This window comes from Silicimonas algicola, assembly GCF_003970735.1.
Classification (GTDB): domain Bacteria; phylum Pseudomonadota; class Alphaproteobacteria; order Rhodobacterales; family Rhodobacteraceae; genus Silicimonas; species Silicimonas algicola.
This window is the reverse complement of record NZ_CP034588.1, coordinates 2,550,934-2,575,190: the sequence shown is the minus strand read 5'-3', so window position 1 is coordinate 2,575,190 and position 24,257 is coordinate 2,550,934. Positions and strand designations below refer to the sequence as shown.

Genomic DNA, 24,257 nt, shown 5'->3' with positions numbered 1-24,257 from the left:
ATTCAATCGGGCCGGCCCCCGGAAGGCAAGCCCGGGCTTTAAGCCCCGCTTAAGCCTTCGGGGCTAGTCCGTAGGACATGACAGGCTTCGAATGGCTCGACGGCGTTGAAGCGCCGGTCTTCGTCCTGATGCCCGCCGACGCGCGGGCCAGGATCGTGTTCTGGAACCGGACGACCGAACGGCTGACCGGGCTTGGCAGGGCCGAAGTCCTCGGTCGCCGCGTGGACGACGTGCTCGGAACGGCGGCGCTTCGCCTTCCGCCTCCGGGCGGATCGGGGGCCGCGCCCGGCACCCTCGGCGCGGTGTCCCTTTGGCCCGTGCCAGGCCGCGACGCCCTTGTCGTGACGCTTCCCCCCGCGGCGCAGGACCAGGAACGGGAGCTTTTTCTCGGCATGGCGGCCCACGATCTCCGCACGCCCCTGCGGAACATCATCCACCTTTGCGAGGACGCTCACGACGACCCCGAAACGGCGGGGCGCATCGTCGGCATCGCAACACGCGCGCAAGAGCTTCTGGCGGACGTGCTGGCAGCGGTGCAGGCATCGACCGTCGCGAACGTGCCGACGACACTCGTGGAGTTGGGCCAACTCTGCCGGGTGATCTTCGCGATGCTCGATCCCGAAGGCCGGCATGATCTCAGCGCGGGCGAGGCGACGCTCGATGTCGAACGGCCGGTGCTTCAGATCGTGCTGCGCAACCTCGTCGACAACGCCATCCGCCATGGCGGAGCGGCACGGCTGTCCCTGCGCATCTGGGCGGAACAGCGTTCAGGAGGTCAGATCGCAATCGGTGTGTCGGACGATGGCCGCGGCTTCGAGGACCCGGCGAAGGCGTTTCTTTCGGGCGGCGAGATGCGGCATGACTCGGGCTTCGGTCTCGTCGGTCTGCGCCGCCTGATCCGTGCGCGGGGCGGGACTCTGCTGGTGGCGCGCCCCGAAAACGGATCGGGCAGCGTGGTCACCGTCACGCTGCCCGGCGCCGTCCTCGCAGGGGAAGGCGCGGTCGCCCGCGCCTCCTGAGCCGTCAGGACGTGATGTCGTAGGCCCGCTCGCCGTGCTGCGCGAGGTCAAGGCCTGTCGTTTCGGTTTCGACATCCACGCGCATCCCCACAAGAGCACGCGCCACGGCGGCGAGGACGAAGGTCATCACCACGGTGAAGACGCCCACGATCAGAAGGCTGCCCAGCTGTGCCGCCCACGACCCGGCGCCCAGGACCGCGATCATCACCGTTCCGAAAATACCGCCGACGCCGTGGACGGCGAAGACGTCGAGCGTGTCGTCGATCTTCAGGCGATTGCGCATCACCACGACCGTCTCCTGGCAGAGGATGCCTGCGATGCCGCCGATGACCAGAGCCGCGACCGGGCCGACGAAGCCCGAGGCCGGCGTGATCGAGGCGAGGCCTGCGATCGTTCCGGTGACGATGCCCACCAGCGACGCCTTGCCGTACTTGATCCGCTCCCACAACGCCCATGTCAGCGACGCCGCCGAGGCCGAGATATGCGTGACCGTCAGCGCCATGGCAGCGCCGCCGTCGGCGGCGAGTTGCGATCCGCCGTTGAAGCCGAACCAGCCGACCCACAGCATCGCCGCGCCGATCATCACGAAGCCGGGGTTGTGCGGCGGTTTCGTCGCGTCGCGCCGTCTCCCCAGCATCAGGGCAAGGACGATGGCGGCGAGGCCCGCGGTCTCGTGAACCACGATGCCGCCCGCGAAGTCGCGAACCCCCGTCTCGCCGAAGATCCCGCCGTCGGCCAGCATGCCGCCGCCCCAGACCCAATGGGCGACGGGCGCATAGCAGAGCAGCATCCACAGGCCCGAGAACAACAGGACGAAGCCGAAGCTGACCCTCTCGACGTAAGCGCCGACGATCAGGGCCGGCGTTATGATCGCGAAGGTCATCTGGAAGGCGAAGAACAGCACCTCGGGCAGGGTGCCCGCCACGGTGTCGGCATCGACGCCGGCCAGGAACGCCTTGCCGAGCCCGCCCCACAGCAAGCCTTCTCCTCCGAAGGCGATGGAATAGCCGCAGGCGAGCCAGAGAATGCTCATCAGGCAAGCGATGGCGTAGCAGTGCATGAAGACGCTCAGCACGTTTCGCGACCGCACAAGACCGCCGTAGAACAGCGCCAGCCCAGGCAGCGTCATGAAAAGAACCAGCGCCGTCGCGACGATGATCCAGGCGGTGTCCGCTCCTACCATGTTCCCCTCCCTATGGTCGTTCGCGGTGAGAAACCGCAGGGTGGGCGCGCGGAAAAGAGGCAGATGCGTCCGAAGATGCCATTTTGGAAGGCACTTTTACGAATGCCTTCAAAACAGGCGAAATGGGCGGGCGTCGCCTGACTTCAGGGCAGTTTGTCGACGGCAGTGGAGAGAAGCGACAAGGCGTGCGCGACGCTGAGGCGCCTCACTTCGGCACGTCCCGGGGCTCCGAAATCGACCGTCTCCGTCCTTGTGCCCCCGGACGAGGCGATCCCGAAGCAGACCCGCCCCTCGGGCTTGTGCTCGCTGCCGCCCGGTCCGGCGATGCCCGTGATCGACACAGCGAGCGTGGCGCCCGACCGCGACAGCGCGCCTTCCGCCATCTCGCGGGCCGTCTCTTCGGACACGGCACCGTGGGCTGCAAGCGTCGCCTCGCGTACACCCAGCATCCGTACCTTGGCGAGGTTGGAGTATGTGACGAAGCCGCATTCGAAGACGTCCGACGATCCGGCGATGTCCGTTATGGCACCCGCGACGAGGCCGCCGGTGCAGCTTTCCGCGGTGGCGATGCGAACGCCCTTTGCCCGGGCGGCGTCGATCAGCCGCGCTGCGGTCACAGCGCCATTACTCCGTGCGACACGCCGGCCAGCAGGATGCCGATGACGGCAGCGAAGACGCCGGCCCAGACGTCGTCCGCCATCAGCCCGAAGGCATCCCCCCGCCCGTCGGCGCGGCCGACATGCCAGGGCTTCCAGACATCGAAGAGCCGGAAGAGAAGGAATGCAGCGACGATGCCCGGCCAAAGCCGCAGCGGATCTAGGCCGACATGCGCCGCACCGATCGCGACGGGAAGGACGGCGATCCACTGGCCCACCACCTCGTCGAGGACGATCCAGGACGGGTCGTGGTCGTCCGAGCCCTCGATCTCGGCGCGCGTCAGGCGATAGCCGATCCAGAACAGGACGATGGCGCAGATAGCAAGAAACAGGGGCCCGCCAAGCGCGTTCAGGATCCAGGCGAAGGGCAGGGCGGCGAGCGACCCCCAGGTGCCGGGGGCCGGACGCAGGAAACCCACGCCGAAGAAGGACAGCACCCTACGGCGATGCGGAGGGGGCAGACCGCCCTCGGCGACCAGCGTCGCGGTCGCCATCGCGGCGATGCCTTCCTCGCGCCCGGTGAAGCCGAGCCTTTCGGAGGTCGTGGCCTTGACGCTGATGCGCGCCGGATCGAGCCCCATGATGCCGGCCAGCGCCTCGCGCATGGCGGGCGCGTGGGGACCGATCTTGGGCCGCTCGCAGATCAGGGTCACGTCCGCCTGGGTGACGCGGAAGCCGCGCTCGGCCGCCAGCGCCACGGCGTGCTGCAGGAAGATGCGGCTGTTGGCGCCTTTCCATTGTGGATCCGACGGCGGAAAGTGCTGGCCGATGTCGCCTGCCGAAAGCGCGCCATAGATCGCGTCCGTCAGCGCATGCATCGATACGTCGGCGTCTGAATGCCCTGCGAGCCGCTTGTCATGGGGCACGGGGACCCCGCAGAGAACGACGTGATCGCCCTCTTCGAAGCGATGGACGTCGAAGCCGTTGCCGACGCGGATATCCATGCCGTCTGGCCCTTTCCTTCGGTGTGGGATCCGGTCTAGGCCGTGTCGCTGTTGCTGACAATGGCGACCGACACCACTTGTTTGGCCTAATTTTTAGGCATATGCCGGTTTCAGGGGCTTTTTGGCCGACGCGACATGGGATCGTCCCGAAAGCCCCCGTATCTGTGACATCGATGCACAAGGTTTAGGCATGGTCCTCCGTATCGCCGACGTTTCCCTCGATCCGCCTGTCCTCCTGGCTCCCATGGCCGGGATTACGGATCTCCCATTTCGTCAACTCGTCGCCTCCTTCGGCGCGGGGCTGGTGGTCAGCGAGATGGTTGCGAGCCAGGAGATGGTGCAGGCCAAACCCGGGGTGCGCGAGAGGGCCGAACTGGGACTGGGAGACGCCACGACCTCGGTCCAACTGGCGGGCCGCGACCCGCACTGGATGGCCGAGGCCGCGCGGATGGTCGAGGCCAACGGCGCGAAGATCATCGACATCAACATGGGCTGCCCCGCCAAGAAGGTGACCGGCGGCCTGTCCGGGTCGGCCCTGATGCGCACGCCCGACCACGCGCTGCGCCTGATCGAAGCGGTCGTCGGCGCCGTCTCGGTGCCGGTGACGCTCAAGATGCGGCTCGGATGGGACGACGATTGCCTGAACGCACCTGACCTCGCCGCTCGCGCCGAGGCGGCTGGCGTGCGGATGGTTACCGTCCACGGCCGCACTCGCTGTCAGTTCTACAAGGGGCGGGCCGACTGGTCCGCGATCCACGCCGTGACGGACGCCGTCTCGATCCCCGTCATCGCGAACGGCGACATCGTCACCGCCGCCGACGCTCGTGAGGCCCTGACGCGCTCCGGTGCCGACGGCGTCATGGTCGGACGCGGCATCCAGGGTGCGCCCTGGCGGCTGGCCGAGATCGCACACGGCCTGGGTATGGGCCCCGCGCCGGTCATCCCGGAGGGCGACGCTCTGGCCGACATGGTGCGGGGTCACTACGACGCCACGCTCGCCTTCTACGGCGAGGACCTCGGCGCGCGCGTGATCCGCAAACACCTCGGATGGTACATGGACCGGGCGGGGACCTCGGCGGATCTCAGGAAACACGTTCTGACCGGCACCCCGCGCGAGGTTCGCGCCTCGCTTCCAGCCGCCCTGTCGGTCGGCTTCCAGAGAGCGCGCGCGGCATGAACGTCTTTCTCCAGAACCTCTGGCTGTCGCTGCCGATCCCGGCGTTCCTGATCGACCCGGGCGACGTCCTTGTCGAGGCGAACCCTGCCGCCGAGAGCTTTCTCAATTCCTCGGCCCGTTCCCTGCGCGGCACTCCGGTCTTCGACACCCTCGCCATCGACGCGCCCCTCGACGACAACATTGGCCGCGTCCGCAGCGAGCAGGCGAGCCTCTTCATGAACAACGTCGATGTCGGCGGCGGCAACCTCGCGCCCGTGAGCTGCAACATCCAGATCGCGCCCATGTCGAACATGCCGGGCTTCGTCCTGATGCTGATGGAGCCCCGCGTGCTGGCCGACCGTCTGGGACGGTCGCTGTCGGTCAAGTCGGCCGCGAAATCCGCCATCGGCATGGCCGAGATGCTGGCGCACGAGATCAAGAACCCGCTCGCCGGCATCACCGGCGCGGCGCAGCTTCTGTCGATGAACCTCGCCCCCGAGGATGCCGAGCTGACCGACCTGATCGTCAGCGAGACGCGCCGCATCCTCGCCCTTCTCGAACAGGTCGAGCAGTTCGGCAACCTGCGCCCGCCCGCGCGGCGCGCGGTCAACATCCACGACCTTCTCGACCGCGCCCGCAAGTCCGCCGCCGTGGGCTTCGCCGCGCACATGACCATCGCCGAGCTCTATGATCCGTCGCTGCCGTCGACCTTCGTGGACAGCGACCAGATGGTGCAGGTCTTTCTGAACCTTCTCAAGAACGCCGCCGAAGCGTCGAAGGGGTCGCCGGGCCAGATCACGATCCGGACTTTCTACGACATGAGCCTGCGTCTGAGGCGCAAGGACAAGACCGCGACGCTGCCGCTCAACGTCGAAATCATCGACGACGGCCCCGGCCTGCCGCCCGAGATCGCCCAGGACGTCTTCGAGCCCTTCGTGTCGGGCCGCGAGAACGGCACCGGCCTTGGCCTTGCGCTGGTCTCGAAGATCATTTCCGACCACGACGGATGGGTGAGCGTCGACAGCATCCCCGGCCGCACGGTCTTCAGGATTTCTCTCCCGGTCGCCCCCAAGCAGGCCGAGGAGCAATAACGGAGGTTTGAGAGCATGGACGGCACGATTCTGGTGGCGGACGACGACAGGACGATCCGCACGGTCCTGACCCAGGCCCTGACGCGGGCGGGCTGCAAGGTCCATGCGACTTCGTCGCTCGTCACGCTGATGCGGTGGGTCGAGGAAGGGAAAGGCGACCTCGTCATCTCGGACGTCATCATGCCGGACGGCAACGGGCTCGACCAGTTGCCGAAGATCAGCGCCCTGCGTCCGGGCCTGCCCGTGATCGTGATTTCTGCCCAGAACACGATAATGACCGCGATCCAGGCGACCGAGGCCGAGGCCTACGACTATCTGCCGAAGCCATTCGACCTGCCGGACCTGATGAAGCGGGCAGGGCGCGCCTTGGACGTCAAGCGCCGCGCGCCGTCGGCCAATGCGCCGAAGTCGCCCGAAAAGACCGCCTCCGACCTGCCGCTCGTCGGTCGGACGCCTGCGATGCAGTCGCTCTACCAGCTCATAGCGCGGGTGATGAACGCCGACCTGCCTGTCCTCATCACGGGCGAAAGCGGCACCGGCAAGTCGCTGATCGCGCGCACCATCCACGACCTGTCGGACAGGCGCACGCTGCCCTTCGTGGTGGCGACGGCCCAGGACCTCGAGACGATGGAGGGACCGGCCACCCTCATCAGCCGCACGCGGAACGGAACGCTTCTGTTCGACGAGGTGGCGGATCTGCCGGAAGAGGCACAGGCGCGGATCGTGCGGATGCTGGACAGCTTCGGCGACAGCGGCCCCCGCGTCATGGCGACAAGCCAGGCCGACCTCGCCGCGCGGCTCGAAAAGGGACAGTTCCGGCAGGACCTGTTCTACCGTCTTTCTGGCGTTGCGCTTAATGTGCCGTCGTTGCGCGAGCGGGTCGAGGACATCCGGCCCCTGACCGATCACTTCGCGGCCAAGGCCGAGCGTGACGGCCTGCCGGTGAGGACGTTCAGTCCCGAGGCGATGGACCTTATCCGAGCCTATTCCTGGCCGGGAAACGTCCGGCAGCTTGAAAATACCATTCGCCGTCTGGCGCTCACCGGCGGAGAAGACACCGTCTCGCGCAGCCAGATCGAGCTCGTTCTGGGCAATCAGCCCGCGATAGAGCCGCTGACGGGAAGCGACGACGACAAGCTCTCGGCCTCGATCGCCAAGCACCTGCGCCGCTATTTCGACCTGCACGGAGGCCAGCTTCCCCCGCCGGGCCTTTACCAGCGCATCCTCCGCGAGGTCGAAACGCCGCTGATCGGCATCGCGCTCGACGCGACAGGGGGCAACCAGGCGAAGTGTGCCGATCTTCTGGGCATCAACCGGAACACGCTGCGCAAGAAGATCACCGACCTTGATATCCGCGTGACACGCCGCCGCAAGTTGATGTAAAACCGCAACATAACAGTGGCCGATGCGTGACTCCGGTCCCACGGTCCAGAACAATATGGGCGGTCGTCGCACTATGCGACAAGGCGAATACAGGAGACCGGCGTGACGTCTCGCGCCAGGGCGCTGACCTGGGAAAAGGTGAGCAACCTCAGACGCTTGCAGCGCTATTCTAATGCTGCGGGTCTGGGGCTGGTCCTGCTTGGTCCGGTTCTCGTCCTGATGACCTTCGCAGTTCTCGGCCCGCTCGACCGCGCGGCGACGGCCTTGCCTCTGCGACTCGTTCTGATGGCGGACCTCGTTTACGCACTTGTCGTCGCCACGCTCGTCGGCATCCGCATCGCCGGCATGATTTCGGCGCGCCGCGCGCGTTCGGCGGGATCTCGCCTCCACCTGCGCCTGACCGGCGTCTTCGCGATGATCGCGCTTATTCCGACGGTGCTGGTCGCCATCTTCGCAGGCATGACCATCAACGTCGGTCTCGAAGGCTGGTTCTCGGACCGCGTGTCGGGCGTGGTGGGAGCGTCGCTCGCCGCTGCCGAGGCGTATGAAGAAGACCAGCGCCGCGACCTGGTCGAGGATGTCGGTGCGCTCGCCGAGGTGCTGGATTCGGCGCGGCGGCGTTCCGCCTTCGTGTCGGACGGCGAGCTTCGGCAGCTTCTGGGACAGGGGCAGGCCCTGATCCAGCGTGGCCTGCGCGAGGCTTTCGTGATCGACGGGACGGGCGAGATCCGGGCCCGGGGCGAACGATCCTATCTCTTCGACTTCGAGATGCCGGACGCCGCGACGCTGGCCACGGCCGCCGCCGGTGAGACGGCGGTGGTCCAGGACCTCGCCACCGACGAATTGCGTGCGCTGGTGCGCCTCGACGCCTTTCCCGACCGCTTCCTCTACGTCTCGCGCGCTGTCGACGGTCGCATCCTCGGCCTTCTCGACGAGGCAGCCGAGACGGCCCAGCTCTATAACCAGCTGGAGCGGGAACGCGGTCGGCTGGTGTTCGAGTTCGGCCTTCTCTACCTCGGCTTCGCGGTCATCCTGATCCTCGCCGCGATCTGGGTCGGGCTGTGGTTCGCCGAAAGGCTCGCCCGACCCGTCGGACGGCTCGCAGGCGCGGCGCAGCGTGTCGGCGGGGGCGACCTGGACGTGCAGGTGCGCGAGGAGCCGGGCGACGACGAGATCGCCATGCTGGGGCGGCTGTTCAACCAGATGACGCGTCAGTTGAAGGGTCAGCGCGACGCGCTGATGAACACCAACCAGCAGATCGAGGCGCGGCGGCGGCTCTTTGACAGCGTGCTATCCAGCGTCACGGCGGGCGTGATCGGTCTCGATCCGCAGGGTCGCATCACCTTCGTCAACCGGTCCGCCGAGCGTCTTCTCGCGATCGGAGAGGAGGTCCAGGCGGCCCATTTGAACGTCGCCGTCCCCGAGTTCGGCGGCCTTCTCGACAGGCTCGTGGTCTCGGGGCGGTCGGTCGAGCAGGAGGAAATCCGCATCTCGCGCGACGGTATCGCCGAGACCCTTCTCGTTCGCATCGCGACGCGAAAGGGTGCCGAGGGCGAGGACGAGGGCCACGTGATCGCCTTCGACGACGTGACCGACCTGGTGGCGGCGCAGCGCCTGGCGGCCTGGGGCGACGTCGCGCGCCGCATTGCGCACGAGATCAAGAACCCCCTGACGCCGATCCAGCTTTCCGCGGGCCGCATCAAGCGCAAGTTCCGCGATGCGCTCAGCGCCGAGCAGTCCGAGTCCTTGGGTCAGTTGACCGATGTCATCGTGCGCCAGACCGAGGATTTGCGGCGGATTGTCGACGAATTTTCCAAGTTCGCCCGCATGCCCGAACCCGAACGGAGCCTTCAGGATCTCGCACAGATCGTACGCGACGCCGTCACACTCCAGGAGGCGGCGGCGGGCGAGGTGCGGATGACCTCCGACGTTCCGACCCATCCCGTCCTTGCCGAGCTGGACGCGACGATGATCGGGCAGGCGCTGACGAACATCATCAAGAACGCAGGTGAAGCCATTGAATCCCTGCATGAAAGCGGAAAGACGCCGGAAGGTCACACGGCCCGCGTCCACGTCTCGCTGACCGCTTCCAAGGGAACAGCGCATATCACCGTCTCGGACAACGGGATCGGGCTGCCCGAGGATCGGTCGAGACTGTTCGAGCCATACGTGACGACGCGGGCCAAGGGCACGGGCCTCGGGCTGCCGATCGTCAAGAAGATCATCGAGGAACACGGCGGCAAGCTGACCCTCACCGATGCAGAGCCGCTCGACGCCACCGGCAAGGTGGGCGCGCGGGCCGAGATAACCTTGCCGCTTGCGGCACAAGACGAGCAGACAGGCGACCTGAAAGTCGCCGAATGATGGAGATGCACTGATGGGCGACATTCTGATCGTAGACGACGAACGCGACATCCGCGAACTGATCTCGGACATCCTCAAGGACGAGGGGTTCACCACTCGTCTGGCCGGGACATCGGACGACGCGATGGCCGAACTGAACAAGGAGCCGCCGGCGCTGATGATCCTCGACATCTGGCTGAAGGACAGCCGGATGGACGGCATCGACATCCTCAAGACGGTGAAGCGCGACAACCCGGATGTGCCGATCATCATCATTTCGGGCCACGGCAACATCGAGATCGCGGTCGCAGCGATCAAGCAGGGCGCCTACGACTTCATCGAGAAGCCCTTCAACATCGACCAGCTCATGGTGGTCATCACCCGCGCGATGGAGACGTCGCGGCTTCGGCGCGAAAACTCCGAACTGCGACGGAAGGACGTGACGACGACGGACATGATCGGCATGTCGCCGGCCTTCCGCACGCTCAAATCGCAGCTCGACAAGGTGACGAAGTCGAACGGCCGCGTGATGCTGACCGGCCCGTCGGGCGCGGGGAAGGAAATTGCCGCGCGCTACATCCACACCCACTCCGAGAGGTCAGACGGCCCCTTCATCACCGTCAACTCGGCGTCGATCGAGCCCGAGCGGATGGAGGAGGTCCTCTTCGGCCGTGAAAGCTCGGGCCGCGGGATCGAGCCGGGTCTGCTGGAGCAGGCGCATGGCGGGGTGATCTACTTCGACGAAGTGGCCGACATGCCGCTTGGAACGCAGTCCAAGATCCTGCGCGTCCTGACCGAACAGCAGTTTCAGCGCGTCGGCGGCGGCGACAAGGTGCGGGTCGACCTGCGCGTGATTTCGTCCACCACGCGCAACCTCGAGGCCGAGGTCGAGAGCGGCACCTTCCGCCAGGAGCTGTTCCATCGACTGAACGTGGTGCCGATCGACGTGCCGGCGCTGGCCGAACGGCGCGAGGACATCCCCGAACTCGCCACGCATTTCATCCACAGCTTCAACAAGGCGCAGGGTCTTCCGCTTCGGAAACTGTCGGAAGAGGCCGTGACGATGCTTCAGACCATGGGCTGGCCCGGCAATGTGAGACAGCTCAAGAACGTCATCGAGCGCGTCCTGATCCTTGGCGGCGACAGGGGCGACATTCAGGCCTCCGAGATCCCGTCCGAGACGCCGCCCGAGTCTTCCGAGGAAGGCCGTGTCGTGCTGTCGGGAAGCCTCGCCACGCTGCCCCTGCGCGAGGCGCGGGAGTTGTTCGAGCGCGAATACCTGCTCACGCAGATCAACCGCTTCGGCGGCAACATCAGCCGCACGGCGGGCTTCGTCGGCATGGAGCGGTCTGCGCTGCACCGCAAGCTCAAGTCGCTGAACGTCGTGACCTCGTCCCGCTCGGGCGCCCGCATCGCAAGCGTGCTGGACGAGGAGGCGGACCTGGAAGAGGACGCTTGAGGGGCGCTCAGCCCCTCAGGTAATCCTCGTCCGAGACATGCTCCTCCCAGGTCACGCGGCTTCCGTCGCGGGCCTCGGCGATGGCGATGTGGGTCATGGCGGTCTGGTCCGTCGCTCCGTGCCAATGACGCGTGTCGGGCGAGAACCAGACGACGTCGCCCGGACGGATCTCCTCGCGCGTGCCGCCCTCGGTGCAGGCCCAGCCCACACCTGCCGTCACGATCAGTGTCTGGCCGTAGGGATGCGTGTGCCACGCCGTCCGCGCGCCGGGCTCGAAGGTGACGGTCAGTCCCGAGACGCGGGCCGGGGCCTCGGTCTCGAACGGTGTGTCGAAGCGGACGGTGCCGGTGAAATACTCGGCCGGGCCGGGACGTGAGGGGTTTGTGCCGTTGCGGGTGATCTTCATGCGGTCCTCCGTTTCCGGGAACCCTAGACGCTGAAGCGGGAAGGCGCGACGGCTTATTCCGTCCCCCGGCGACCCGACGCCTTCGGAGGAACCAAAGACACCGGGCAAAGACGCCGCCAGGGGACGCCCCTGCCAGGGGACAGGGGGCACTCGCACATGCAGGGACGGGTTCGCAGTCCCGACCCCAGAGGAGTCACGGGAGACGGCGCGCCCGGGTTTCATGCGTCGGTCAGATTTCCTCGACGCCTGCCGCCGAGAGGATCTCTCCCGTGGGCTGGCCCGTCGGGGAACCGCCGTCGGGTTCGTCCGAGATTGCGAGCGTCACGCCTTCGAGCGCGCTGCGGACGGCTTCGGGAACCTCGTAGCCGGCTCGGGCGGCGTCGTCGGGCAGAAGGCCTACAGGGACGGGCGCCTCGCCGTCCGCAATCGCCCAAAGCTCCAGGTCGCGGCCCGGTGCGGCAGAGCCGTCCGTGCGCGTGACGCGGATGTGCCCCGTGACGCTGTCGTAGACGGCGAGGACCCGAAGCGCGCCATCCTCCGAGGTGAGCACGGTGGCATAGAGGATCGGCACGCGCACCTGAGTGGCGACTTCGTATCCAAGGACGGCGGCGAGGGCGAGCGAGGCGGCGGCAGTAGCCTGCCAGAACCCGGCGCGGGCCAGCCATCCCTGCTTCTGCTCCTGCCCGAAGACACGGGCGAGGAGTTGGCGGCGTGCGGCGGCAGACGGTTGAACCGGGGCGACGTCGGAGGCCAGATCGGCAAGACGTGCCTGCCAGAAGGTCACCTCCTGGGCGAAGGCCGGTTCGGTCAGCGCGCGTGCCTCGGCGGCGCGGGCCTCGTCCCCGTCGAGCAGGCCGAGCGCCAGTTCCGCCGCGAGGATCGCGTCATCTTCCGGAAGGTCGGAGGGCATCATCGGGACAGGCACTCCCTCAGCGAGATCAGGCTGCGGCGCAGCCATGTTCTCATGGTGTTGAGCGGCACGTCAAAGCGCGACGCCAGGTCGGCATAGCTCTGGCCGTTCAGATAGGCGCCGGTAACCGCCGCGCGGCGGTCCTCGGCCAATTCGTCCATGCAGTCGACGATGCGCTGCGCCTCGGACGCCGCGATGACATCCCCTTCCGGCGAGCGGCGGGGCGAGGGAAGGGTATCGAGCATCGCCTCGGTCGCGGATTCGGGCCGCCGCGCACGCAGCCGGTCGATGGCGGTGTTGCGCGCGATGGTGATGAGCCACGTCATCGGCGAAAGGCCGTTGACCTGGTAACGGTCGGCCTTCTTCCAGATTTTGACGTAGGCGTCCTGCATGGCATCCTCGGCTGCTGCACGGTCGTTTAACACACGCAGGCAAACGCCGAGAAGTTTCCCGCTCGTCGCGTCATAAAGGTCTGAAAATGCCGCTCTTTCTCCCAGTGCCACGCGGGCGATCAGGGCTTCGATCCGATCCTGTGGGGTCATGTTCGGCCCGTTCCTTCGTACCGCCGCGTCTTGCGAGAGGGTGCCTTGGACTTCGGGGGGGCGCAACCGTCATGGCGGCTGCCGGCCCGGAATCTTGCGGGCGGTTCCAGCCGTGCCGGAACCGCCCGCGAAGATGGTTTTCAGTTACTGAGCGGTGATGACCTGCATCACGAGTTGGTCGTCGACGCGGATCGGGCCGTCTTCCGTGGCGCCGAGCGTATATTCAAAGACGCCGGTCGACATGCCGCCCGCTTCCGAGTGGACCATGAGCATAAGCATGTCGCCGGGGGCCACCTCTTCCTGAAGGATGGCGGCGACGTCGGTGTTCTCACCGGCGCGCAGGGGCGCATAGCCCACGACGGGGCCAGGCTTCATCTCGGCGTCGGTGCGGTGAACGACCAGCCATCCGTTCTCGGTCGCGGTGATCATGTCAGCCGAGACGATGCCGTTCGACACGTCCTGATCGGCCGCCATGACGGCGGGGTTCATGGCATGGGCTGCGGCCAGCGCGATGCCGGTCGAGGCGGCGAGGGCAAGTGCGGCGATCGAAAGGGTCTTCATGTACGGTTCCTCCGTTTTCATTCACTGTCCTACCCACGCCCCACGGCGCGCCAGAGTTTCGCGTGCCAGCGCAAATGCCGCGCCCGCTACCGCAACTAACTGAAAAATGGCGGAAATTTTCGAAGCTCGCGAGGCCATCCGGCTTTGTACGCTTGATCGCCGCACCGCCTCATGCGACAGAGGCGCGACGGAAGGCGGCAAGGGGCCCTTCATGAAGGTCATCATCTGCGGCGCGGGCCAGGTCGGCTGGCAGATCGCGCGGCACCTTTCCGGCGAAAGGAACGACGTCACCGTCGTCGACAACAACGCCGAACTGGTGCGCCGCGCGACCGATGCGCTCGACGTCCAGGGGATCGCGGGCCACGCCAGCTATCCCGACGTGCTGGAGCGGGCCGGCGCCCGCGACGCGGACATGATCATCGCCGCGACCTATTCGGATGAGGTGAACATGGTCACCTGCCAGGTCGCCCACTCGATCTTCGAGGTGCCACGCAAGATCGCGCGGCTTCGCGCGCAAAGCTACCTGACGGCGATCTACTCCGACCTCTACCGCCGCGACCACATGCCGATCGACGTGGTGATCTCGCCCGAACGCGAAGTGGCCGAGGCCGCCCTTCGCCGCCTGAACGCGCCCGCGGCTTTCGACACCGAGATGTTCCTCGAGGGCAAGGCGCAGCTTCTGGGCATCCAGCTCGACGAGAACTGCCCGGTGGTGAACACGCCCCTGCGGCAGCTCACCGATCTGTTCTCGACGCTTCGGGCGATCGTGGTCGGCGTACGTCGCAACGGCAAGCTGTTCGCGCCCGAGCCGGGCGATCAGCTCTTTCCCGACGACCAGGTCTACGTGATGGCCCACTTCCAGGACATCAATCGGACCTTCGAGATCTTCGGCAAGACGGTCCACCGTCAGGAGCGCGTCGTGATCCTTGGCGGCGGCAACGTCGGCCTCGCCGTCGCCCGCGCGCTGGAAGGGCGGGCCGAACGGTTGCGCGCCCGCGTGATCGAGAAGAACCGCTTCAACGCCGAACGCGCCGCAGACGCGCTGGAGCGGACCATCGTCCTGCATGGCGACGGCATGAACATGGACCTGCTGAACGAGGCAGGGATCGACCGGGCCGACGCCATCCTCGCCGTGACCGACGACGACAACACCAACCTTCTGGCCAGCGTGCGCGCCAAGCAGCTGGGCTGCCCCATGGCCATTGCGCTCATCAACGATCCGACGCTGATCCCGCTGATGGAGCCTCTGGCCATCGACGCCTACATCAACCCGCGGGCCACCACGGTAAGCTCGATCCTGCGGCACATCCGGCACGGGCGGGTGCGCAGCGTCTATTCCATCGGCGACGCCGAGGCCGAGGTGATCGAGGCGCAGATCCTCTCGCCCTCGCCTTTGGCCGGGCGCCTGATCCGCGACATCGAATTCCCCGAGGGCGTGCTGGTCGGCGCGGTGATGAAGAACGGCGAGGTGGTGAAGCCCACGGGCGATCTGAGGATCGACGAAGGAGACGTCATCGTCGTCTTCGCGCTCGCCGCCGACGTCCCCGAGGTCGAGCGCCTGTTCCAGGTCTCGATCGACTTCTTCTGATGAGCCGCTTTTACGACCTGCCTTTCATCGTCATCCTCATGGGGATCGGCGCCGCCGCGATGATGGTGCCTGCCGTCTATGCCTCGGTCGTCAACGACAACGAGACGGCGCGGGCGTTCTTCTATCCATCGGTGCTTTTCTCGATGCTGTTCGGCATGGTCGCGCTGGCCACGGCCAACATCCGGATCCGCCGACAGGGTCGAAGCCACCTGATCTCGATCGTGGCGTGTTATGCCGTGCTGCCCGTGATGCTGGCGGTGCCCTTCTCGGAGGCGGTCCCAGACACGACATTCCTCAACGCCTATGTCGAGATGGTGTCGAGCCTGACGACGACGGGCGCCACGCTTTTCGCGCCCGAGCGCCTGCCTGACGCGGTCCACTTCTGGCGCGCGATGGTCGGTTGGATGGGCGGCTTCTTCGTCTGGGTCACGGCCATCGCGATCATGGCGCCCCTGAACCTGGGCGGGTTCGAACTGACCTCGGCCGCCGAGATCGGGCAGGGCGCGCGCGAAAGCCGCCGCACCGCCGAGCCGTCCGAGCGCATCCGGCGCGTGGGAGCGCGGCTGTTTCCGGTCTATCTGGGTCTGACGGTCGCCCTCTGGATCGCGCTTGTCGTCTCAGGCGACCGCGCCATCGTGGGCCTGGTACATTCGATGTCGACACTCTCGACTTCGGGCATTTCGGTGCTGGGCGGTCTCGAACCAGCCGGATCGGGCTATGTCGGCGAGTTCATCGTCTTCCTCTTTCTGATCTTCGCCCTGTCGCGCGTGACTTTTGTATCGGAGGAGCGCCCGGACGGCGTTCGAAGCCTCTGGAACGACCCCGAGATCCGACTGGGCCTCGCGATCACCGGGACGCTTGCCGTCCTTCTTTTCCTGCGCCACTGGGTCGTCAGCTTTGAAGACGGGACCGAGCTTCGGGTGCTCGAGGGCCTGCGCAGCGTCTGGGGCGCGCTTTTCACCGTGCTGTCCTTCCTGACGACGACCGGCTTCGTCGCCGCCGACTGGGACACGGCGCAGCTTTGGTCGGGGGTAAGTTCGCCGGGCGTTCTTCTCGTCGGGCTCGCCGTCTTCGGCGGGGGCGTTGCCACCACGGCGGGCGGTGTCAAGCTCCTCCGCGTGTTCTCGCTCTACCAGCACGGCCTCCGCGAGATGGAAAAGCTCGTCCACCCCCGCTCGGTCGGCGGCTCGGGACGGCACGGGCGGCGCTTCCGGCGTCAGGGCGCCTATGCGGCCTGGGTGTTCTTCATGCTCTTCGCCATCTCGATCGCGCTGGTGGTGGGAGCCTTCACCCTCGTCGGTCGCATGGGCTTCGAAGAGGCGATGATCCTGACCATCGCGACGCTCTCGACGACTGGTCCTCTGACCGCAGTGGCGGGTGGAGAGCCGATCGATCTGGCGGCCTACTCCGAAGCGACGAAGGGCATCATGTGCGCCGCCATGATCCTCGGCCGGCTCGAAGCGCTCGCGATTATCGCGCTTCTCAACCCGGAATTCTGGCGTTGATGCCGCAAGACGAGGCAAATCCACCATAAACCGGCCCCCGCGATCTCAATTGGGGGTGGCACATGGCGAATCTGTCCGTAATATCCCATCACCACGAAGGGTCGGTCGATCAACGGCCGCAATAAGAAGGCTATGAAACATGGCTTCGGACAGACAGAATTTGCAGGACGCATTTCTGAACCACGTCAGGAAGACGAAGGTTCCCGTAACGATTTTCCTCATCAACGGCGTCAAACTCCAGGGCGTCATCACCTGGTTCGACAATTTCTGCGTTTTGCTGCGCAGGGACGGTCAGTCGCAGCTTGTCTACAAGCACGCGATTTCCACCATCATGCCGGCACAGCCGATCTCGCTCTATGAAGGTGAAGAATAGGGGTGGAGAACGCGGACGGTCGGTCCATTACTCGGGCGCTCGTCCTTCATCCCGACATCACCGGCAATCCTGACCGGCGCGATGCCGGCTATGCCCTGGACGAGGCCGTGGCGCTTGCCGCTGCCTTGCCTGGGCTTCAGGTCGTGGGTGCGGAGGTCATTCGGCTGAAGAAGCCGCAGCCGGGCAAGCTGTTCGGCACCGGCAAGGTCGAGGAGCTTGCGGCGCGCATCAAGGCGGACGAAGTCGAGCTCGTTCTGGTGGATGGGCCGGTTACCCCCGTGCAGCAGCGCAACCTCGAAAAGGAATGGTCGGTCAAGCTTCTCGACCGGACCGGGCTGATCCTCGAGATCTTCTCGGACCGCGCCGCGACGCGCGAAGGTGTTCTCCAGGTCGAGATGGCCGCGCTCAGCTACCAGCGCACCAGGCTTGTCCGCGCCTGGACCCACCTCGAACGTCAGCGTGGCGGGCTGGGCTTCGTCGGAGGCCCCGGCGAAACCCAGATCGAGGCCGACCGCCGCGCCATCGACGACCAGCTCGTGCGTCTGAAGCGCCAGCTCGAGAAGGTAGTGAAGACCCGCGCGCTGCACCGGGCGGCGCGCGCCAAGGTGCCGTTCCCGATCGTGGCGCTTGTGGGCTATACGAACGCCGGCAAGTCGACGATCTTCAACCGCCTCACTGGAGCCGACGTTCTGGCGAAGGACATGCTGTTCGCCACGCTCGATCCCACGATGCGGTTGGCGAAGTTGCCTTCGGGCCGGCCCGCGATCCTCTCCGACACAGTGGGCTTCATCTCGGACCTGCCGACGCAGCTCGTTGCCGCCTTCCGCGCCACCCTCGAAGAGGTGCTGGCCGCCGACATCATCCTCCACGTCCGCGACATCTCGCATCCCCAGACCGAAGAGCAGCGCGAGGATGTCCTCTCGGTTCTGTCCGACCTGGGGGTCGGTCAGGATCGCCGGATGATCGAGGTATGGAACAAGATCGACCGCCTGCCGCCCGAGGCGCAGGAGCCCCTGCGCACCGCGGCCGAACGGCGCGAGGACACCATCGTCACCTCGGCGCTGACCGACGACGGCCTTTCCACCCTGTTGCCGATTGTCGAGGCCGCCCTCGACGAAGGCCGCCGGCAAGAGCGCCTGGACATCCCGCACGACGATGGCCGCAAGCGGGCCTGGCTCTATGAGCAGGGCGTCGTGACGAACGAGGACGAGACCGAGGACGGATGGCGGCTGGACGTGTCGTGGTCCGCGATCCAGGCGGCCCGCTTCGCACAGCTCTGAGATTGTACTGTCGGAAACCACTTCGGGGTGAGACCCCAAGGGGCCGAGGGGCAGCGCCCCTTACTCTGCAGGTTCGAGCCGCGTTATCCCTTCGGCTCCGGCGCGAGCCAGGTCGGGGTCGAGCGTCATCGGGATGTATTCCCCTCGCCGCCACAACTCGCCCAGATCGTCGTAATGCCGCGACAGCGGGTGGCCCGACTGCCCCGTAGAGATCACGAAGACCGAACTGTCGGGGTCGGCGAAGTCGTAGACGCCCCGGTAGCCCGCGCCGTGGGTGTTCTGGAACGGGTTCGGATCGCGCCCCGACGTCAGCCCGCGCAAGAGTGTGTGGTCGCCCCCGCTCGTCGACTGCCGGATGTTCACCAGCCACGAGAACCAGCCCACGTCACCGAGGACAGGATGGTCGTGTGTGGCCTCGTGCGCGTCGCCCCACCTGAGCGACTCGAGCGACTGACCGTAGGTTTCGTCGATCCAGACGAGCGCGTCGTCGAGCGCCAGCCGCGCTATGTCGGTGCAGGTCTCCTCCGGCGCCGACTGGATCACGTCGCACCAGACCGAGGCCCCGTCGCGGTTGCGGAACACGCGCTCGACGAAGATCGGCTCGAGATGCGGGAAGGCGTCGGCCAGGGTGCCGAGTTCGTCGCGGATCAGCCGGTCCTGAAGCCGCCGCATCCACGCCATGTAGATCAGCGGCTCGGGCAGGTGCTCGTTCATCTCGCCGTTCCAGCCCGCCAGCAGGTCCAGCGCATCCCGGCGCCGGCGTTCGGGTGTGCCCTCGGCGGCCGCTTCTCCGGTGAACCACAGGTTGCGGGCGACAAGCGGCAGAAGCGTGCGCGCCGTGATCGACACGGTATCGAGTTGCGCCTCGATGAAGCTCTCGCGGGTGTGGACCTCGCGCGACTGCATCAGGCGCTCCCACCTCTGGATGCGCTGCGTGTCCCCCCAGTCGAACGACATGTGGAGCGGGAAGGGACGGTCGATGACCTTGTTGTTGGTGTTGCCGAGGATGCCGCCCTCGGGGTCGACGAACTCGGGGTTGGATGCGTCCGACAGCCGCCCCTGCCAGCGGTTCTCGGCCAGCCAGCCGGGAGCGGGCATCCGTCCCTGGGTCTGGTGACGCGCGGCGCGGCGCGGCAGCGCGCCGATCACCTTCATCGCGATCCGCTCGCTGTCGACGACCGTCAGGTTCTGGGGCGGCGCGACGAAGGCCTGTCCGGCCTCCAGCGCCTCGTCGACCGTGCCGGCGCGCATCACGCCGAGAAGCGCCTGCACCGAGGTGTCGGTCGGTCCAAGTGCCGTCCATCCAAGCGACGCCACATGACCTCTCGGCGTCACCGCCGCGAGGTCGTAGTGCGAGCCCGGCAGGACCGGACCGTTGTCGGTCCAGCGCAGCGTGAGGGTGATCGGATCCGCGTCCTTGATCGTGATGAGCGAGGTGCGCTCCGCCATCTTCTTCCAGCCCGAGGGCGTCAGAACCTCCTCGGGGTTGTCGGGGTTCAGCTTCTCGATGAACACGTCCTGATCGTCGGCATAGGACGAGGTCAGGCCCCATCCCAGATTTTCCGAACGGCCCACCAGAACCACGGGAGCGCCGGGAATCGTGCCGCCGATCACCCCGCCCGTGGCCAGTTCCAAGCGGGCCAGATACCAGATCGAGGGCGCCGTAAGTTCGAGGTGGGGATCGTTCGCCAGAAGGGTCCCACCGGCCGCCGAGCGGAAGGGCGCCGCGGCCCAGACGTTGGACGCGCCCGCCATTCCACGGGGTGCGACCGGCGACAGTCGATCCGGCCAGGTCACCTGGGCATAGGTCGGCAGGGGCGCGTCGAAGAGCGAGGCGTATTCGGGCAGGGCGGCCACGCCCGGCCCCGGCGTGTCGGGCAGGATGTCGGCCAGACGCTCGTCGGGCAGCATCTGCGAGACCCGCGCGCGAAGCACCTCGGTCTGGAGATGGCCCGACAGTTGCAGGGCCATGAGCTTGCCGATGACGATGCTGTCGGCCGGCTGCCAGGGGGCGATCGACGGCTCGAACAGCCAGAACTCGGGCGCGCCGCGACCGCGCGCGCCGGTATTGACCTCCTCGAGCCAGGCGTTGACGCCCCGGGCATAGGCGGCAAGCGCGGTCCGGGTATAGTCGTCCTGGGCCTCGAGCGACTTCACCGACAGGGCGTAGAGGTCGAAGCGCCGCAGCAACTCGTCGACCTTCGCGGTCCGCGCGCCGAAGATCTCGGACAGCCGGCCCTGTGCGGTGCGCCGCAGCATGGTCATCTGCCACAGCCGGTCCTGGGCATGAGCAAGTCCGAGCCCGAAGTAGACGTCCTCGTCCGTTGCCCCGAAGATATGGGGGACGTCGGCGTTGTCCCGCACGATCTCGACCGGCGCCGAGATGCCGGCGACGGTCAGCGTTCCCGAATACTCCGGGATCGAGCGCGAGAAGAACCAGTAGAGCACGACGGCCGCGAGCAGGACGAGGGCGAGGATGCCCGTCACGATGCGCAACAGCCAGCGGAAAAGGCGCAGCATCAGGCGACCCTTGACGGGCGAGGGGCGGCGGTCGTCGCCTGTCGGGCAAGACGAATGGTCATGCGCGCCTGTCCGCGTTGGCCCGGCGCTATTGACTGCGCCTGAGGGTTCGATAGGTCGGGGGCAGGATAGGCGTGAAGCCGGGAGGATGCCATGACGAAAATCGCGTTTCTGGGACTTGGGGTCATGGGCTTTCCCATGGCGGGGCACCTAAAGGCGGGAGGCTACGAGGTGACGGTCTACAACCGGACCTTCTCGAAAGCCGAAGACTGGGCGTCGAAGCACGGCGGCACGGCGTCGAGGACGCCCCGCGAGGCGGCACAGGGTGCCGAGTTCGTCATGGCCTGTGTCGGTAACGACGCCGACCTCCGCTCGGTCTGTCTCGGCCCCGACGGCGCTTTCGCGGGTATGAAGTCGGGCGCCATCTTCGTCGACCACACCACGGTCAGCGCCAAGGTAACGAGGGAGCTTTACGCCGAGGCCGACAAGAAGAACCTCTCCTTCGTGGACGCCCCGATCTCGGGCGGACAGGCGGGGGCCGAGAAGGGTCAGCTTTCTATCATGTGCGGCGGCGATCAGGGCGCCTACGACCGCGCCGAACCGGTGATGCAGACCTATGCCAAGATCTGCCGGCGGATCGGGGGATCGGGTGCCGGACAGGTGACGAAGATGTGCAACCAGATCGCCATCGCCGGGCTGGTGCAGGGCCTCTCCGAAGCGCTTCACTTCGCCGAGAAGGCCGACCTCGACGGCCGCGCGGTGGTCGAGGTCATCAGCCAGGGCGCGGCCGGGTCCTGGCAGATGTCGAACCGTTTCGAAACCATGCTCGACGATCATTTCGAGCACGGCTTCGCGGTCGACTGGATGCGGAAGGACCTGGGCATCTGCCTCGACACCGCCGACGAGACGGGTGCGAGCCTTCCGGTCACGGCCCTCGTCGACCAGTTCTACAAGGACGTCCAGAAGATGGGCGGCGGCAGGTGGGACACGTCGAGCCTGCTCAAGCGCCTGCGCAAGCTCGGGTGACGCGGGCGAGGGGCGCTGTCCCTCGCGCTCCCCGGGATATTTCGGGACCGATGAAAGCAACGGCCCGCCCCGGATCGGGGACGGGCCGTTCGGTTTTCACCGGTCGCGGTCATCGGCGTCCCCGCCTGTACCGCCCCTCTCCGATGACACGTCACGGTAAACGAGGCGTTATCATCGGTCCCGCAAATATCCCGGGGGAGACGCGCGAAGCGCGGCGGGGGCAGAGCCCCCTCCGCCGCCCGGATCAGGGGATGATGCGCGAGTACTTGGTGCCCTCGACAGAGGCGCCCGCGATGAGCCCGGCCTGCCCGAAGACGACCGCGATCACGGGAGCGAGGACCGTCGTCGTGTCGGCGGAAAGGTTCCCGCCCCGGTCGTTCATCGCGTATTTCACGTCCGCGCCGGCGGCCCATCCGGAGGAGGCCCGGAACTCGGCCAGCGCTTCCTCGGTCATGAAGTAGAGGACGTGCGCATACTGCTGCGCGCCGATCTGGAAGCCGAAGCTGGCCTGCGCCGCCGAGTAGTAGTCGACCGTGATCCCGTTCACGCGTAGGGCGCCGCGACCATAGGAGCCGCCGAACCCGAGGCTCGCCTCGGTCACCAGCGGCATGACGAGCATGCCGACGGACTTGGCCTGGAGGTCTCGCGTGCCGGGATAGTTGTTCTCGAGATAGCCGAGCGTCGCGTCGACGCGGGCGTCGATGTTGGCGCCGCCCTGGCTGCCGATGCCGTTGCCGCAGGCGGAAAGCGCCAGCGCCGCGGCGGCGCCCATCAGGAGGGCGCGGCGGGAAATGCGTGTCATGGGGTCTGCCCTTTTATTGAACCTCGAACGACGGCCTTATCTGGCCGTTCGCCGCAAAGTATAGGGGAGGGCGCGGACAGAGTCACCCTCCATAGTGGTGCGGCGGACCATCGGTCTCACCTCCTGACCTCGCGGCGCGATACCATGCGACGAGGGCGGCGCGGTCGGCAGGCTCCATCCCCGTGATGTTCGCGGGAGGCATGGCGTGGCTGAGGCCCGCCTGGAGATAGACCTGCCGGGCATGGCGCGCGATGTCGCCCGGCGTCTCGAGCACGACACCCTTGGGCGGCTGCAGGATCCCCTCCCACACCGGCTCGCGGGCATGGCACATCGAGCAGCGGCCCATGACGACGCTTTCGGCCTCCTCCCACTCGGCGACTTGCGTGAAGCGTGCCTCGGACGGCGTCAGGGCGCGCGCCTCGGCCGCCTCGACCGTCTCGCCGTTGCCCGCAGTCGAGAGCCAGGCGATCAGGATGAAGATCACCACTGTAACCGCCCAGGTCCAATGGGGATTTCCTCTCCGGGCATGGCGGGTGTTGAACCAGTGGCGGATGGTGACGCCCATCAGGAACACAAGCGCCGCGATGGCCCAGGAGAAGCGGGTTCCGAAGGCCAGCGGATAGTGAGTGGACAGCATCAGGAAGACGACCGGCAGCGTCAGGTAGTTGTTGTGGGTCGAGCGCAGCTTGGCGATCTTGCCGTACTTCGGATCGGGCGTGCGTCCGGCCTTCAGGTCGGCGACGACGATCCTCTGGTTCGGCATGATGATGAAGAAGACGTTGGCCGTCATGATCGTCGCCGTGAAGGCGCCGAGATGCAGGAGCGCCGCTCGGCCGGTGAAGATCTGGTGATAGCCCCAGCTCATCCCGACAAGCATGGCGAAGAGCAGGAGCATCAGCGTCGTCGGACGCTCGCCGAGAGATGATTTGCACAGGAAATCATAGACAAGCCAGCCGATGCTGAGGCTCGCGGCGGAGATCAGGATGCCTTGCCAGAGTGTCAGATCGGCCTTGGACGGCTCGATCAGGTAAAGTTCGCCGCCGACCCAGTAGACGATCATCAGGAGTGCTGCGCCGGATATCCATGTCCAGTAGCTCTCCCACTTAAACCACGTCAGGTGCTCGGGCATCGCGGCGGGCGCGACCATGTATTTCTGGATATGGTAAAAGCCGCCGCCGTGGACCTGCCATTCCTCGCCGTCCGCCGGGCCGGGCACGTCTCGGTTCAGGCCAAGATCGAGGGCGATGAAGTAGAAGGACGAGCCGATCCAGGCGATGGCCGTCACGACGTGCAGCCAGCGCACGGCGAATTCGAACCAGTCCCAGAGAATGGCGATGTCGGTCATGGGCGGCTCTCCGCTGATGCTCGGGTGTCATGTGACGCATGCGGCATGGGGATGACAAGGGCGGCGTGAGGCCGGCCTCGCTGCAACGCGGCGCTTGACAGGGGCGCAGAGTGACGCCATGTGTCCCTCGAACGCAGACGCCCTGCCGCGTGAGCAGGTGGCCCA

21 protein-coding genes and 1 pseudogene are annotated in these 24,257 nt (G+C 66.7%); 11 read left to right on the top strand and 11 right to left on the bottom strand.

What is annotated here, in order from left to right:
- Positions 1-77 precede the first annotated feature (77 nt).
- Positions 78-1,019 carry a sensor histidine kinase gene (locus tag EF888_RS12735; protein ID WP_109758234.1) on the top strand — a complete coding sequence of 314 codons (942 nt, stop codon included), beginning with the start codon at positions 78-80 and terminating at the stop codon, positions 1,017-1,019.
- A 4-nt stretch (positions 1,020-1,023) separates the two neighbouring features.
- Here EF888_RS12735 and EF888_RS12730 read toward each other — a convergent pair whose 3' ends face one another.
- The 4 genes and pseudogenes from EF888_RS12730 to ispF form a co-directional block, all read right to left on the bottom strand.
- Positions 1,024-2,202 (bottom strand): ammonium transporter, encoded by a 1,179-nt coding sequence (locus EF888_RS12730; protein ID WP_109758235.1) that lies wholly within the window; start codon positions 2,200-2,202, stop codon positions 1,024-1,026.
- 143 nt (positions 2,203-2,345) lie between these two features.
- Positions 2,346-2,819 (bottom strand): CinA family protein, encoded by a 474-nt coding sequence (locus EF888_RS12725; RefSeq protein ID WP_109758236.1) that lies wholly within the window; start codon positions 2,817-2,819, stop codon positions 2,346-2,348.
- The gene (locus EF888_RS22255) at positions 2,816-3,352 is read right to left on the bottom strand and encodes a phosphatidylglycerophosphatase A family protein (RefSeq protein WP_170121475.1); all 537 of its coding nucleotides are present in this window, start codon (positions 3,350-3,352) and stop codon (positions 2,816-2,818) included. The genes EF888_RS12725 and EF888_RS22255 overlap by 4 nt, the downstream gene beginning before the upstream one ends.
- Positions 3,332-3,808, bottom strand: a pseudogene (gene ispF, locus EF888_RS22250) (2-C-methyl-D-erythritol 2,4-cyclodiphosphate synthase); the annotation flags it as partial. The pseudogene ispF and the gene EF888_RS22255, both read right to left, overlap by 21 nt.
- A 184-nt stretch (positions 3,809-3,992) precedes the next feature.
- Here ispF and dusB point away from each other — a divergent pair.
- The 5 genes from dusB to ntrX all read left to right on the top strand — a co-directional run bounded on the left by dusB (position 3,993) and on the right by ntrX (position 11,234).
- Complete coding sequence (gene dusB, locus EF888_RS12715; RefSeq protein ID WP_109758238.1) at positions 3,993-4,979, top strand: tRNA dihydrouridine synthase DusB; 987 nt, start codon at positions 3,993-3,995, stop codon at positions 4,977-4,979.
- Positions 4,976-6,049 carry a two-component system sensor histidine kinase NtrB gene (locus EF888_RS12710; protein ID WP_109758239.1) on the top strand — a complete coding sequence of 358 codons (1,074 nt, stop codon included), beginning with the start codon at positions 4,976-4,978 and terminating at the stop codon, positions 6,047-6,049. Before dusB ends, EF888_RS12710 begins: the two co-directional genes overlap by 4 nt.
- A gap of 15 nt (positions 6,050-6,064) precedes the next feature.
- Positions 6,065-7,432 carry a response regulator gene (locus EF888_RS12705; RefSeq protein ID WP_109758240.1) on the top strand — a complete coding sequence of 456 codons (1,368 nt, stop codon included), beginning with the start codon at positions 6,065-6,067 and terminating at the stop codon, positions 7,430-7,432.
- Between the two features lie 102 nt (positions 7,433-7,534).
- Positions 7,535-9,796 (top strand): sensor histidine kinase NtrY-like, encoded by a 2,262-nt coding sequence (locus tag EF888_RS12700; protein ID WP_109758241.1) that lies wholly within the window; start codon positions 7,535-7,537, stop codon positions 9,794-9,796.
- A 13-nt stretch (positions 9,797-9,809) separates the two neighbouring features.
- Positions 9,810-11,234, top strand: a complete 1,425-nt coding sequence (gene ntrX, locus EF888_RS12695; RefSeq protein ID WP_109758242.1) for a nitrogen assimilation response regulator NtrX — start codon at positions 9,810-9,812, stop codon at positions 11,232-11,234.
- Positions 11,235-11,241: 7 nt separating this feature from the next.
- On the opposite strand, the gene EF888_RS12690 is transcribed toward ntrX, so the two are convergent.
- From EF888_RS12690 to EF888_RS12675, 4 genes are all read right to left on the bottom strand, one after another.
- Positions 11,242-11,640, bottom strand: coding sequence for a (R)-mandelonitrile lyase (locus EF888_RS12690; protein ID WP_109758243.1), 399 nt, complete (start codon positions 11,638-11,640; stop codon positions 11,242-11,244).
- A gap of 229 nt (positions 11,641-11,869) precedes the next feature.
- The gene (locus EF888_RS12685; protein ID WP_164721682.1) at positions 11,870-12,553 is read right to left on the bottom strand and encodes an anti-sigma factor; all 684 of its coding nucleotides are present in this window, start codon (positions 12,551-12,553) and stop codon (positions 11,870-11,872) included.
- A complete protein-coding gene (locus EF888_RS12680; protein ID WP_109758245.1) occupies positions 12,550-13,092 on the bottom strand; it encodes a sigma-70 family RNA polymerase sigma factor in 543 nt (180 codons plus the stop codon). Before EF888_RS12680 ends, EF888_RS12685 begins: the two co-directional genes overlap by 4 nt.
- A gap of 144 nt (positions 13,093-13,236) precedes the next feature.
- Positions 13,237-13,653 carry a DUF7282 domain-containing protein gene (locus tag EF888_RS12675; RefSeq protein WP_109758246.1) on the bottom strand — a complete coding sequence of 139 codons (417 nt, stop codon included), beginning with the start codon at positions 13,651-13,653 and terminating at the stop codon, positions 13,237-13,239.
- 211 nt (positions 13,654-13,864) lie between these two features.
- Here EF888_RS12675 and trkA point away from each other — a divergent pair, with 211 nt between their 5' ends.
- From trkA to hflX, 4 genes are all read left to right on the top strand, one after another.
- Positions 13,865-15,241, top strand: a complete 1,377-nt coding sequence (gene trkA, locus EF888_RS12670) for a Trk system potassium transporter TrkA (protein ID WP_109758532.1) — start codon at positions 13,865-13,867, stop codon at positions 15,239-15,241.
- Positions 15,241-16,746, top strand: a complete 1,506-nt coding sequence (locus EF888_RS12665; RefSeq protein ID WP_109758247.1) for a TrkH family potassium uptake protein — start codon at positions 15,241-15,243, stop codon at positions 16,744-16,746. Before trkA ends, EF888_RS12665 begins: the two co-directional genes overlap by 1 nt.
- Before the next feature lie 139 nt (positions 16,747-16,885).
- Positions 16,886-17,119, top strand: a complete 234-nt coding sequence (gene hfq, locus EF888_RS12660; RefSeq protein WP_109758248.1) for an RNA chaperone Hfq — start codon at positions 16,886-16,888, stop codon at positions 17,117-17,119.
- Positions 17,120-17,121: 2 nt separating this feature from the next.
- Positions 17,122-18,399, top strand: a complete 1,278-nt coding sequence (hflX, locus tag EF888_RS12655; RefSeq protein WP_420902628.1) for a GTPase HflX — start codon at positions 17,122-17,124, stop codon at positions 18,397-18,399.
- Positions 18,400-18,459: 60 nt separating this feature from the next.
- On the opposite strand, the gene EF888_RS12650 is transcribed toward hflX, so the two are convergent.
- Complete coding sequence (locus tag EF888_RS12650) at positions 18,460-20,919, bottom strand: penicillin acylase family protein (protein ID WP_109758249.1); 2,460 nt, start codon at positions 20,917-20,919, stop codon at positions 18,460-18,462.
- Between the two features lie 153 nt (positions 20,920-21,072).
- On the opposite strand from EF888_RS12650, the gene EF888_RS12645 reads away from it, so the two are divergent.
- Positions 21,073-21,945: an NAD(P)-dependent oxidoreductase gene (locus EF888_RS12645; RefSeq protein ID WP_109758250.1), complete on the top strand. Its 873-nt coding sequence runs from the start codon at positions 21,073-21,075 to the stop codon at positions 21,943-21,945.
- A gap of 244 nt (positions 21,946-22,189) precedes the next feature.
- Here the strand turns inward: EF888_RS12645 and EF888_RS12640 are convergent, their stop codons facing one another.
- Together EF888_RS12640 and EF888_RS12635 are read right to left on the bottom strand one after the other, a co-directional pair.
- Complete coding sequence (locus tag EF888_RS12640; protein WP_109758251.1) at positions 22,190-22,747, bottom strand: lipid-binding SYLF domain-containing protein; 558 nt, start codon at positions 22,745-22,747, stop codon at positions 22,190-22,192.
- An 82-nt stretch (positions 22,748-22,829) separates the two neighbouring features.
- Positions 22,830-24,092, bottom strand: a complete 1,263-nt coding sequence (locus EF888_RS12635; RefSeq protein WP_109758252.1) for a urate hydroxylase PuuD — start codon at positions 24,090-24,092, stop codon at positions 22,830-22,832.
- Between the last annotated feature and the right edge of the window lie 165 nt (positions 24,093-24,257).